Genomic DNA, 12,028 nt, shown 5'->3' on the forward strand with positions numbered 1-12,028 from the left:
TTTTTATTCTGCTGTATCTTTTTCTATTACTGTTACGTGCTGAAGCGCTCAGTAAGACTCACTAAGCCCCCTAACTCGTCATCATTAGAGACAAAGATACTGTGTTATCGATTGAAAGCATTTTTGTTTAGCTTGTCAACAGTTGATGCGCCAAACTTTATTTCATGAGCAAAACTAAACACCCTAGGAAGCAGGTGATCACAGTAAAATAAAACCGAGTGCTGCCAAGACTCTTTTTGAGCTTGCTCAAGATCCTTGCTTGCATTGGCTTCATGCAACGCTCTCATTTGCAGCCATGCGCCAATCAAATACCCCATAAGCATCATGTATGGATAAGCTGATCCTGTGCCTAGAACAGGGTCTTTTTCCATTGCTAGTAAACAAGATTGAGTAGCGGCCTTAGCCTCCTCCAGCACCACGCGAACTTTTTCCGCATAATCCACCATATCGGGTGCTTGCCATTGCGCCAATTCGGTTTCAATCTCAGCCAATAAAGCCAACATCTCTTTGCCACCGTCACTGTGAAGCTTTCGACCGATCAAATCGATGGCTTGAATACCGTTAGTGCCTTCGTATATAGGCAAAATTCGTGCGTCACGGGCGTGCTGTGCCACACCCGTCTCCTCGATAAAGCCCATGCCACCATGTACTTGAATGGCTAAAGAAGTGACTTCTTGCGCTTGCTCGGTAATCCAACCTTTTACAATTGGCGTGTACAAAGCGGTTCTTGATACGGCTTGTTGCTTTTGATCACCGCTGGCAAAGTGAGACAAATCATTTTCCACTGCCGCCACATAGACCAGTGAACGCATGGCGTCAATTTGGGACTTCATCATCATCAACATGCGTAAAACATCAGGATGTTCGATAATGGCAGCGCGACCACTTCGGTCTGCCTTCATGCCTTGTTTGCGTTCTTTTGCGTACGCTAAAGCTTGCTGGTAAGCACGTTCAGAAATAGCCAAGCCTTGCAGACCCACGCCCTGCCTTGCATTATTCATCATGGTAAACATGGCTTTTATACCTTCATTTTGCTGACCAACAAGATAACCAAGTGCGCCCTCGTTGTCGCCAAAACTCATCACACAGGTCGGGGAAGCGTTGATCCCCATCTTGTGCTCAACCGACACCACTTGCACATCATTACGCTCAGCAGGCTCGCCGTTTGCATCAAGAAGAAATTTAGGAACGATAAATAAAGAAATGCCTTTGACGCCTTCTGGCGCACCAGGAAGTCGAGCCAACACCAAATGAATGATGTTATTGCTCATTTGATGGTCACCCCAGGTTATGTAGATTTTTTGGCCTTTAATGCGAAAAGCATCACCGTCTGGAATGGCTTTACAAGCAATGGCGGCCAAATCAGAACCCGCAGCGGGCTCGGTAAGGTTCATGGTACCCGCCCATTCGCCAGACAACATTTTTGGTAAATACTGCGTTTTCAGGGCATCATTGGCGTGCAAACTAATCGCCTCTATAGCGCCTAAACTGAGTAAGGGGCACAGTGAAAAAGCCAAGTTCGCTGACTGAACGCCTTCATTTACGGCCGTAGCAATAAACGAAGGTAAGCCTTGTCCACCGTATTCAGGATCACCAGACAAACCAATCCAACCACCGTCGGAATAAGCTTTAAAAGCTTCCTTGAAGCCTTTTGCTTCATACACTTGTCCATGTTCAACGCGCGATCCCTCTTTATCGCCACTGCTATTGATTGGCGCAATCACTTGCTCTGCCAGCTTACCGGCTTCACCTAAAATAGCGTCTAAAAGATCTCGGTCCATGGGTTCATCAAGATACGGGGACAAGCGGTCAATGCGCGCGACAGAAAGCAGACTAAAGACAATATCGTTTATTGGGTACTGGTAATCGCTCATTTTTTTATTCTCCAGTTAGTTATCCGAGCGGATGTATCCCTATAGAATGTAAAAATGTCGCCCATCTCTCAATAACAATTCAGGCCTATATTTCTGACAAATACAATCAGCGTTAGCAGACAACGCCGAAACGACAGCGTCTTACCGGCATTTCATTGCTTTGCCAAATTTTAGATATTCCTCACTTTTTCGATATTCTCCAGGTGTCATGCCTGTCCACTTTTTAAAAGAGCGGAAAAACGCACTCGGCTCATCGAAGCCCATTAATGCGGCAATATCATTGATACTCAATTGGGGCGCGTTCATATAGGTAATCGCGGCTTCTTTACGGCAGTCATCTTTGATGTGCTGATAAGACGTTTTCTCATCATTTAAACGACGGCGAAGGGTAGACACGCTCATATTGAGTGCACTGGCCACTTCTTCAGCGCTGGGCATTTCACGGGAAAAGTCCTTTCCTAACATCGCCATAACTTGCGACTTAAGACTATTGTCATTTTCTACCATGACCAACAACTGATAAGGGGCGGTTTTTAAAAAGCCTCTGAGACTGTCTTCTGTTTGCACAATCGGCATATCAAGATAACTAGCAGGGAACACCAATGCATTGGCATGCTGATTAAACTTCACCTCTGACTGAAATAACGTTTTGTAGTACTCCACATCATCCGGACGCTCACTGGTAAAATACGCGGCTTTTAAACTAAGTCGACGGCCAATCAACCAACAAATAAAATGATGCCACATTGACAAGGTGGTTCTTAATTGCTCTTTTGATTCTGGTGCCGTTAGGATCTCCACGTTTGTGGCGGCGGCATCTAAAGGCGCAAAAGTCACCATGGCAAAGCGGCCTTTTTTAATCAATACCGGCTTTACAGTGGGCCCTCGGCAAATCTCGTAAAAATCACTACAACGATACAAAGCGTGCGCCAGACTGCGGGCATGAATAATACACAAACACATCATCCTGAAAGTGCCGTTGGGCACCTTGCCACCACTCAACATCCCAAAAGATTCATCTTGCATTAGCCACATGATTTTTTGGTATAACATGCCATAGCGGTAAGCTGAGAAATCTGTACCCTGATCAATTTCTTCTTGCTTAATGTCTAAGCTTGCCAACACGGCTTGACGGTCTAAGCCTTGTTCTTCAACGGCTTTTAAGAGGTAGCGGACACTCGACATAGGAACAGAAGCTTTCACATGAACCCCTTTTTATTATTCGCTTGTTAATCATAGCGTCTTTTTTTAGCATAAAAAAAGGCTGCACTGGCAGCCTTTTTTTATTTTCTAATTCTATTCTTACTTTTGTTCAGCAAACGCCGACAACAATTCGTCTAACGATAAATCATCGCTGTCTGAATCTAAGTTCGTATCCACCAAACCTTCTGCCTTCGCTTTTTCTTCGCTTTCATCCACAGGCTTAACGAACACGAAGCGACGAGGACGACCTGTTACAGAAGTCGCGTCTTTCTCGGGCAGTAACCCTAGCCTTTCCAGCTTTTTGTGTGCTTGCTCTTTACGTTCTTTTGCTTTTTTAGTCACAAAACGACGTGTTTTCGATGCTTTACGAGCTTTGTTCTGCTCTTTCATCATCTCTTTGGAGCCAGTTTTACCTAGTTTTCCACGCATACTGCGGGATTTTTTAACACGAGCCATAATATCCTCTCTTTATCGCGCGCATTGTAGCAGTGAATTTACGCTAGGTCATCCAGCAAGATTAGCAATTTACTCTAAAAGCACCATGCCCAATGTTTCTTTGAGCACTTATCTCGCCCAACCATTTTCTAACATCTGAGGCATTGTCAGATTGCAGTGCAACTTCTAGGTTTTTTAGGGCCAAAACGGTATCGTCTATCACTTTTACAAAGTTGGCCTTCTGTTCTGCTAACTGATCTCCTTGAAGTGAATCCGCTTTGAATTTATAAGGCGTTTCATTGCGAGACTTTTCAAAATGAGAAATCAGGTCGGTGACTTTATTTGCCGCCGCTGCGTTATCTCCTGACTTAATATCAGCAGACAGCACACGCATATCGCCGCCTATATCCTTCATATAAGAACTTAACTTGGTTGCACCGCAATCAGAGCTAGCAAACAAAAAAGATGACCCTGTCATAAGCAAAATGGACGTAAGCATTAAACGTTTTTTCATAGCAATTCACCATTAGATGTAGATAACGTTATGATCAAAATAACACGCCCCCTAAAAAACACATCAAAAAATTTGTAAAAATTTGCTAGTCTTTTTTAAATTGCATGTAAAAAAGGAGTTTACTGAGATTTATTTAGGATAAACCCCTACTATGGAAAAATCAAAATACCTTGCTATTCTATGTCGAGGTCACCATCTGAAGCATCAAACAAAAACGGGAGGTCATTATTTTTCGCTTAACAAGCTACCTAGCCGTCATTGCGTTTAGTAGCCTAATGCTCAGCAATACGGTGCTGGCTGAATGTCTTGACCCTGACGCCAAAGCGGCAGCAGATAAAAGTGCACAGCAGTATGTCGGCGGCAAGACGTTTAAAACGGCACGCGTTTTGAAAAAACACCTGCCGAGTAAACGCAAAGAAGTCGCCAGCTATGTATATGTCAAAGCAGACGACCTCTATTACACAGTATACGCGTTAGTCAACTCACAATGTAATGCGGCCATTATTAAGAGAACTTACGGCAAACACTAAGCCGCGTTCTCTTCTGTTCTCTTCTGTTACTTGGCGTCATTTTTTTTCTTTTTCTCGCCGTCAGTTTGTTTGGATGGCGTTTCTTCTGATTCGTCTTCTTCGTCGTCGTCCTCTTCACCCAACTTAGATATTTCCTCAAGTCGTTCGATAACACGAGCAGAAATCGTGCCCTCTGGGTAATCGCCGTCCTCATTTGCAATGCCAGCTTCGATACCCGTTAGCAAGTGCAATGCTTCGTCCGCCGTTGAAATAGCGTAAACATGGAACAGGCCGTCCTTCACCGCTTCGACAATTTCATCACCCAACATTAGATTGATGGCATTGGACTTGGGAATAATAACGCCTTGCGTTCCTGTTAAACCACGAGCTTTACACACGCTGAAAAAACCTTCGATTTTTTCATTCACGCCGCCAATAGCCTGTACTTCACCATACTGGTTTAACGAGCCGGTGATGGCGAGATCTTGACGAAGCGGCACTTGAATCAAGGCCGATAGCAGACAGCAAAGCTCTGCGGTAGATGCACTGTCACCATCGACATAGCCATAGCTTTGTTCCATGGCTATAGAAGCGGAAATATCAAGAGGGAAACGCTGGGCGTATTTGTTGCCTAAGTAGCCAGACAAAATCAACACCCCTTTAGAGTGAATATTCTGACCAAGGTTAGATTCTCTTTCTATGTCAATGATTCCCTTGCCACCCGGATACACAGTGGTGGAAATACGGGCTGGTGCTCCAAAACTGCTGTCGCCGATTTGCATAACGGTTAAACCATTGATTTTACCTACAGCATAACCATCGCTTTCAAGCAGCACAGTGCCCTCGATAATTTCTTCAATGATTTTTTCACTAACGCGACCTGTACGGTGCTTTTTGGCTTTTAATGCCCGTGCAATGTGTTCTGCATTGATGTCGGTATCTTTTGCCATTTGACGAACAAAATCCGCTTCGCCCAACAGCTCAAACACATCACCTATCTTGGCGGCCATTTCTCTCTGATGCTCAGCCAACCTACTACTGTACTCAATCAGCGCCGCTACCCCATCACGGGTCACGTTGGCATACTCTTCCTTGTCAACACGATCTTTCATAAGGCGAGCAAAAGACAGTTCAGATTCTTTTGAACGTTTTAATGTGTCGTCAAAATCCACCAAAACGCGAAACATTTCCTGAAAATCTGGGTCGGCATCTTGTAATAAATAATAAATGTCTCGCGCGCCGATCAACACGACTTTCACCTGCAAAGGCAAGTCTTGTGGCGACAAAGTCATGGTATTCATTAAACCCATGTCCGCGTAGGGATGCTCAATTTTGATGGTCTTACTTTTGAGTGCGCGCTTTAACGCTTCCCATAAATAATGGTCTGTGAGCAGTTTCTCTGCGTCTAAGATCAAATAACCGCCATTGGCCGCATGCAGACTACCGGAACGAATTAAACGGTAGTTGGTGACTAACATACCCTGATCACTGCTGTGCTCTACTTGACCAAATAGATTGCGATACGTCGGATGAGGTTCATAAACGACGGGCTGACCGCCATTCGGCTTGTGCGTAATGGCAATATTCGGCAAATATAACTCTTCATAAAACTGACGACGGCCTATTTCATCACGGTTTTCAGAGGCTTTATCATCCGCCATCTGATCAATAATGGTTTTATCAAGATCTTCTCTAAGTGCAGTCAAATGAGCGAAGATATCAGCATTATCTCGGTATTTATCGAATAAACCAGACATCAAAGGATCTAGAGCTTCTTTGACGGTATCAAGGTTTAGCTGTCGAATTTGATCGTAAGTGGCACGCTTCCATTGCGGCAACCCTAACAACTCTTCATTTAGCAAGCCTTCAAGCGTCGAAACGCCCTCTTGGAAAGCATCACGCTCTTCGTCAGTCAGGGCCGCAAATTCATTTTCTTCCAGCGCCTTGCCATCTTTCATTGGAGCAAAACTGACAGAAGATGCATCGCGGAACATGGCAACACCAATTTTACCGGATACACGCTCTACTTTATTTATCGCTGCCTCGTACTGATCGTTAAACGCTCGATCAATGACACTTTTTTGCTGCTGGTAAGAAGGGTTTTCAAATGCGGCAGGGAAAGTCGCCATCAAACCATCGATCAGGGTACGGATTTCTTTCTCAAATTCAGACGCTTGACCAGGCGCGAACTCAATCGCTTTTGGACGATGACTTTCAGTGAAATTGTTTATGTATGCCCACTCATTCGGTGCAGGACGACGCTTTGCTTCACTTTTGAGATAGCTCATAACGTAGGAAGAACGGCCAGTGCCAGAGTCACCCATCGCAAAAATATTGTAACCGGGACGCTGCATAGCGACACCAAACTGAATGGCTTCAACCGCTCGTTCTTGGCCCAAGATACCACTTAGGGGTTCAATGTCGCTTAATGTTTTAAACATCAAATGGTCAGCAGGAACTTTAGCTGACAGTGCTTGGTACGGCAGAGGGGTAACCATATGGGTCATCAATGGATTTCCTTTTGTTTGACAAGCTTTTTATACGCTAAGCTTGCGAAAGAAGAAGACGTTTCTTTCAAATATATTAAGTAATTACAATACGTTGAGACTAACACTCTGGTTTCATTTAGCCTATCAGTACACGACGAACAATAACCATTGCCAAAAAGCATGGAGAGTCAACAACGCGGTTATGACGTAAAAAGCGCAAGCTGTTGTTGTGGATCCGCCTTAGGAAACACCCGATGAAAATTCGCAGCGGTGGCTTCTAGCAGGACTTCATAGCGAATACCTTTAAGATCTGCCACGTATTGGGCGACTTCTGATACATACTTAGGCTCATTCTTCTTACCTCGATGAGGAACCGGCGCCAAATAAGGTGCGTCTGTCTCTATGATCAAAGACGACAAAGGCAATTTACGCACCGTTTCTTTTAAATTGTCTGCCGTTTTGAAAGTCACAATGCCAGAGATAGAGATCAGATAGTTCTCATCCAATGCGGCTTTGGCCATGTCGTAGTCTTCAGTAAAACAGTGTAATACACCCGCGCTATTGGGATTGCCATATTGTTTAATCAGCGACAGAGTGTCTTCCCGTGCATTACGAGTATGAACAATGACAGGCAACCCTAAGTCCCCTGCGGCGGTAAGATGATGAATAAAGCTGGTCTTTTGTGCTTCATGAGCCTGCTCTGAGGTTTCATAGAAATAATCCAGCCCGGTTTCTCCTATGGCAATCACTTGAGGGTGCTTAGCATAATGGCGCAGCAAGGTATCATCCGTAATAAGACCGTCACCTTGAAGGGGGTGGACACCCGCACTGGCATAAATGCCAGAGCGCTTGGTAAACCCTAGCACGGTCTCCATATTATTTAGGTCAACACAGATGCTCAATAACTGCCTAACACCTTTAAGGTGAGCCGCATCAAGAGCCGCGTTTATATCGCCATTGTAAGGTGCCAGATCCAGCATATCGAGATGGCAATGGGTATCAATTAACATAGTTGGTTTACCACTGATTCAATTCGTGTGTGAGTTGCATTATGGGGTTTAAGTTGGTTTTTTGAAGGTCTGACTTTAACGCTTGCAGTGACTGGTAACGCATCATAAGAGATTGAATGCCTAACCGTGCCATTAATGCCTTATAAATCGCTTGCAAAGCTTGATCCAACGGTGCCCCCGTCGAATGACAAATACATTGATGAAGAACCGCTGCTAAACCGTTGCAATAGTCTTCAATATTATTACTGTCCAGCCCTTTTAGTACGTCCGTTACCGATGATCGGCCTTGCAACATCGACAGCAACTGATCCGGCAGATTTGCATACAAAGAGACCTTGCCTTGCTGCTGAAGCGACAACAATCGAAATGGTTGAGTCGTTAGCCAAAAAAGCGAGCTCAACGTAGAGCCTTCTGGCTGCTCTCCCAACCATTGCGTCACTTCAGCTTTGGTCGGCGTTGGTACATTTATTAACAGACAACGACTACGGATGGTCGCCAAAAGGCGAGTAGATTGTGAACTGGTCAAAACAAAATACGTGCGTGCAGAAGGCTCTTCGAGTGCTTTTAACACGGCATTGGCGGCATTGATATTCATCGCCTGAGCATGAGTAATAAGTACGACTTTATTTTGCCCTACTTGGGGTTTTTGACTCATTTGACGAACCAATAACCGCACTTGATCTACTTTAATACTCGACGCTTCACCGTCTAAAACACGAAAATCTGGATGTGTATCAGCGCGCATTAGCTGACATGAGTGGCAGTTACCACAAGCAGCGGCTTGATCCACTTCGCACATCAAATCTTTGACCATTTCTCGTGCCAGCTCTTCCTGACCTACTCCGTCTGCCCCCGTAATAAGCAAAGCATGAGACAAACGATTTGTTTTTTTCAACACTTGAACTTGTTGCAAACAAGGCTTTAACCAATGAGCAATGTTTGACATTTAAACGTTACCAGACCAAGTTGAATACAATTGCGATAGTTGATGTTCAATCTGCTGCTGCACCAAATCCAAAGACAAACTGGCATCAATGACCTTCACCCTGCCTGGTTCTGCCTGAGCCCGCTCAAGAAAACCATCACGGACTTTTTGATGAAATGCCAATGACTCTTTGTCTAGACGATCTTGATGCTGACGTTGCACAACACGCTCTTGACCCAGTTCCACTGGCACGTCTAGCACTAGGGTTGCATCGGGTTTGCTGTCACCAACCACCCAATCGGCCAATTGATTCAGTATCTCTGTGTCGCCACCGCGCGCCTTGCCTTGGTAAACGTAACTTGAATCCAAAAAACGATCACTGATCACCCAACTGCCTTTTTCCAAGGCGGGTTGAATCTTTTCAGCCAAATGCTGAGCCCGAGCAGCAAAAACCAGCAACAGCTCAGTCGTGTTATTAACCGTCTCGTCTCGTGGACTCAAAATTAACTGTCTAATTTCTTCAGCAAGCGGCGTGCCACCCGGTTCACGAGTCATAATGTAAGGAATATTACGGGCATCTAACCACTGACGAATACAATGAATGGCCGTGGTTTTGCCACTACCTTCTCCACCCTCAAGTGAAATAAATTTGCCTCTCATACACAATCCTCTAAGGAGTAATCTGTGGCGACGAACGGTAGTCTTCTCGCCGTTTCAACTGATAATTTCTAACCGCCTGATTGTGCTCTTTCAATGTATCAGAAAAAACATGACTACCATCGCCTTTAGCAACGAAGTACAACGCAGTGGTTTCCCCTGGATTTAACGCCGCCTCAATGGCTTCACGACCCACATTGGCTATTGGCGTAGGCGGAAGCCCAAAGATACGATAGGTATTGTAAGGTGATGGCGCAAGCAATCCACTGCGGGTCAAATTACCTTTAAAGGCATCCCCTAACCCATAGATGACCGTTGGATCCGTTTGTAAACGCATGCCTTTTTCTAATCGGCTAATGAAAACTCGAGCAATTAATGGACGCTCTTCAGGAACACCCGTTTCCTTTTCAATAATTGATGCCATAATGAGTGCTTCATAAGGCGTTTTATAGGGTAAATTTGGCGCTTTATTTTCCCATAAAGCGGTCAAAGTTTGAGACATAAGCTCATGGGCATGGCGTAGAATACTTACATCCGTATCACCAGCATGATAACGATAGGTGTTTGCAAAAAATTGCCCTTCTGGATGAGGAAAATCCAGACCCACTTTGGCGGCTATTTCTTCATTCGATAACCCTTCTAGGGTCATGACGATGTTATCGCGTGCTGCCATGGCAGATAAAAACTCTCGGGTAGTTTTCCCTTCAAGCAGTGTAATTGAGTAAAAGATGGACTCACCCGAATCAAACAAAGCCATTATGTCTAACAACGTCATCTGTGGTTGTATCGCATATTGGCCCACTTTTGGAACCCACTCAGGTTGCAACTTGGCAACGACTCTAGTTAAAAAAGGGTAATCAATCCATTCTTTACTGTACAGCTCGTACCCTAATTTATAGGCTGTATCGCCCTTTCGTACCTCAAAGACTTCAGCACTGTTCAAGGCAATAGGCGACGTAATTGAGTGGTACAAATATCCCGCCAATAGAGCGATCAAAGTAATACATAAAATAGCAACGCGAAATAACCACTTAATGACTGCCATGCATCTCCTTATCGTGCATTAATAATTGTAATTTTCGGGTATGACTGCCGATTGGGAATGATCTTCCTGCAACAGATTTCACGGGCACAATTCCCATTAAACTGTTTGCAATGAACACTTCGTCGGCTTTTAGTAAGTCGCTTATAAAATAGCGGCCTACTTGAATCAGATGACGGGATTGTTGCTCAATAATGGCTTTACGAAACGTGCCCTGTACACCGGCCTTGTGCAAGGCTGGCGTATACAGGGTACCTCGCCAAAACCAAAACACATTGCTCTGAATGCATTCCACCAATTCCTGTTGATTGTTAAGCATTAGGGCTTCGAAATCTGCTGAAGACAAAAACCTTTTCGCCACCACATTTTCCAGTCGGTTTAGATGTTTAATACCCGCCAAATATCGGTTACAACCCGCTGGGACAGGTGATACAGAAAGCGACACACCTTTATTCTGATGGTACTGATAATCTGGTGCCGCTAGGATACCGATAATAACGGTATGAATACAGTGCTCGGGGGCTAAATACCCTCTTCCACCCTCGCCACGACTCACGATAAGCTTGACCACGGTTTTTTCATGGATAAGGGGACGTACCCTTGAAGCCAAAAAATCCTTTAGCTTGATTTTTTGTTCCAAAGAAAAAGGCATACCCAGCTTTGACAAGCCCCGATAAAGACGCGAAAGATGGTCATCTAGTTGAACTAACGCTTTTGGGGTAGCAAGAATGGTTTCGAAAACGCCATCACCGTATGCCAAACCACGATCGGCCACAGAAATAGTGGAGTCTAATTTGTAATCGACAAACCAAGTCATGGCTAAAAACTCAATAAATAAGGATAGCTATGATAGCGTAAAATAATGGCGTCCCATAGGGGGTTCGAACCCCTGTTACCGCCGTGAAAGGGCGGTGTCCTAGGCCACTAGACGAATGGGACAAAAAAAGAAATGAAAATCCATTAAAAAATCCGCTACTCTGCAAAGCAAAATAGCGGACTCTTAAAACAGCAGACACCTTGTATAAAGCAAAAAACAATACACAGAGTGATATCTTTATATGGCGTCCCATAGGGGGTTCGAACCCCTGTTACCGCCGTGAAAGGGCGGTGTCCTAGGCCACTAGACGAATGGGACAAAACTCATTATCAGATCAAAATATAATCTAAATACTTGCGCATAATGATTTAACACAATCAATACACACTTAAAATATGGCGTCCCATAGGGGGTTCGAACCCCTGTTACCGCCGTGAAAGGGCGGTGTCCTAGGCCACTAGACGAATGGGACACAATTAGCTTTTACAGAGCTATAACTATTTTCAAATGACTTTCTTCACTATAAAGAAAGTGGAGCGGGAAACGAGGCTCG

11 protein-coding genes and 3 tRNA genes are annotated in these 12,028 nt (G+C 44.6%); 1 reads left to right on the forward strand and 13 read right to left on the reverse strand.

Annotated elements, in window-relative coordinates; all coding sequences use genetic code 11:
• Positions 1 to 104: 104 nt before the first annotated feature.
• The 4 genes from EBI00_RS11645 to EBI00_RS11660 all read right to left on the reverse strand — a co-directional run bounded on the left by EBI00_RS11645 (position 105) and on the right by EBI00_RS11660 (position 4,026).
• The gene (locus EBI00_RS11645; RefSeq protein ID WP_123096101.1) at positions 105 to 1,874 is read right to left on the reverse strand and encodes an acyl-CoA dehydrogenase family protein; all 1,770 of its coding nucleotides are present in this window, start codon (positions 1,872 to 1,874) and stop codon (positions 105 to 107) included.
• A 141-nt stretch (positions 1,875 to 2,015) separates the two neighbouring features.
• On the reverse strand, positions 2,016 to 3,077 hold the full coding sequence (locus tag EBI00_RS11650; protein WP_123096102.1) for an AraC family transcriptional regulator: 1,062 nt from the start codon (positions 3,075 to 3,077) through the stop codon (positions 2,016 to 2,018).
• Positions 3,078 to 3,176: 99 nt separating this feature from the next.
• Positions 3,177 to 3,533, reverse strand: coding sequence for a hypothetical protein (locus tag EBI00_RS11655; RefSeq protein WP_123096103.1), 357 nt, complete (start codon positions 3,531 to 3,533; stop codon positions 3,177 to 3,179).
• A gap of 61 nt (positions 3,534 to 3,594) precedes the next feature.
• A complete protein-coding gene (locus EBI00_RS11660) occupies positions 3,595 to 4,026 on the reverse strand; it encodes a cytochrome b562 (protein WP_123096104.1) in 432 nt (143 codons plus the stop codon).
• Between the two features lie 275 nt (positions 4,027 to 4,301).
• Here EBI00_RS11660 and EBI00_RS11665 point away from each other — a divergent pair, with 275 nt between their 5' ends.
• Positions 4,302 to 4,556 carry a hypothetical protein gene (locus tag EBI00_RS11665; protein WP_123096105.1) on the forward strand — a complete coding sequence of 85 codons (255 nt, stop codon included), beginning with the start codon at positions 4,302 to 4,304 and terminating at the stop codon, positions 4,554 to 4,556.
• 26 nt (positions 4,557 to 4,582) lie between these two features.
• Here EBI00_RS11665 and EBI00_RS11670 read toward each other — a convergent pair whose 3' ends face one another.
• From EBI00_RS11670 to EBI00_RS11710, 9 genes are all read right to left on the reverse strand, one after another.
• A complete protein-coding gene (locus EBI00_RS11670; protein WP_123096106.1) occupies positions 4,583 to 7,042 on the reverse strand; it encodes a Lon protease family protein in 2,460 nt (819 codons plus the stop codon).
• Positions 7,043 to 7,224: 182 nt separating this feature from the next.
• A complete protein-coding gene (locus EBI00_RS11675) occupies positions 7,225 to 8,034 on the reverse strand; it encodes a TatD family hydrolase (protein ID WP_123096107.1) in 810 nt (269 codons plus the stop codon).
• A gap of 7 nt (positions 8,035 to 8,041) precedes the next feature.
• A complete protein-coding gene (gene holB, locus EBI00_RS11680) occupies positions 8,042 to 8,980 on the reverse strand; it encodes a DNA polymerase III subunit delta' (protein ID WP_123096108.1) in 939 nt (312 codons plus the stop codon).
• A complete protein-coding gene (tmk, locus tag EBI00_RS11685) occupies positions 8,981 to 9,619 on the reverse strand; it encodes a dTMP kinase (protein WP_123096109.1) in 639 nt (212 codons plus the stop codon). It abuts the gene before it with no gap.
• Between the two features lie 10 nt (positions 9,620 to 9,629).
• Positions 9,630 to 10,661, reverse strand: coding sequence for an endolytic transglycosylase MltG (gene mltG, locus EBI00_RS11690; protein ID WP_123096110.1), 1,032 nt, complete (start codon positions 10,659 to 10,661; stop codon positions 9,630 to 9,632).
• Entirely contained in the window at positions 10,648 to 11,475 is an 828-nt protein-coding gene (gene pabC, locus EBI00_RS11695; RefSeq protein WP_123096111.1) for an aminodeoxychorismate lyase, read from the reverse strand. The genes mltG and pabC overlap by 14 nt, the downstream gene beginning before the upstream one ends.
• Positions 11,476 to 11,521: 46 nt before the next feature.
• Positions 11,522 to 11,597, reverse strand: a tRNA-Glu gene (locus tag EBI00_RS11700).
• Positions 11,598 to 11,717: 120 nt separating this feature from the next.
• Positions 11,718 to 11,793, reverse strand: a tRNA-Glu gene (locus EBI00_RS11705).
• 78 nt (positions 11,794 to 11,871) lie between these two features.
• Positions 11,872 to 11,947: transfer RNA gene (locus EBI00_RS11710), tRNA-Glu, on the reverse strand.
• Positions 11,948 to 12,028: the final 81 nt, after the last annotated feature.

The sequence above is a fragment of the Marinomonas hwangdonensis genome (genome assembly GCF_003721245.1).
In the GTDB taxonomy this organism is placed as follows: domain Bacteria; phylum Pseudomonadota; class Gammaproteobacteria; order Pseudomonadales; family Marinomonadaceae; genus Marinomonas; species Marinomonas hwangdonensis.

Bases quoted from the DNA above. Each gene is read 5' to 3' on its own strand.
- EBI00_RS11645 (WP_123096101.1), bottom strand. From the start codon at position 1,874: ATGAGCGATTACCAGTACCCAATAAACGATATTGTCTTTAGTCTGCTT.
- EBI00_RS11655 (WP_123096103.1), bottom strand. From the start codon at position 3,533: ATGGCTCGTGTTAAAAAATCCCGCAGTATGCGTGGAAAACTAGGTAAA.
- EBI00_RS11660 (WP_123096104.1), bottom strand. From the start codon at position 4,026: ATGAAAAAACGTTTAATGCTTACGTCCATTTTGCTTATGACAGGGTCA.
- EBI00_RS11665 (WP_123096105.1), top strand. From the start codon at position 4,302: ATGCTCAGCAATACGGTGCTGGCTGAATGTCTTGACCCTGACGCCAAA.
- EBI00_RS11670 (WP_123096106.1), bottom strand. From the start codon at position 7,042: ATGACCCATATGGTTACCCCTCTGCCGTACCAAGCACTGTCAGCTAAA.
- EBI00_RS11675 (WP_123096107.1), bottom strand. From the start codon at position 8,034: ATGTTAATTGATACCCATTGCCATCTCGATATGCTGGATCTGGCACCT.
- holB (WP_123096108.1), bottom strand. From the start codon at position 8,980: ATGTCAAACATTGCTCATTGGTTAAAGCCTTGTTTGCAACAAGTTCAA.
- tmk (WP_123096109.1), bottom strand. From the start codon at position 9,619: ATGAGAGGCAAATTTATTTCACTTGAGGGTGGAGAAGGTAGTGGCAAA.
- mltG (WP_123096110.1), bottom strand. From the start codon at position 10,661: ATGGCAGTCATTAAGTGGTTATTTCGCGTTGCTATTTTATGTATTACT.
- pabC (WP_123096111.1), bottom strand. From the start codon at position 11,475: ATGACTTGGTTTGTCGATTACAAATTAGACTCCACTATTTCTGTGGCC.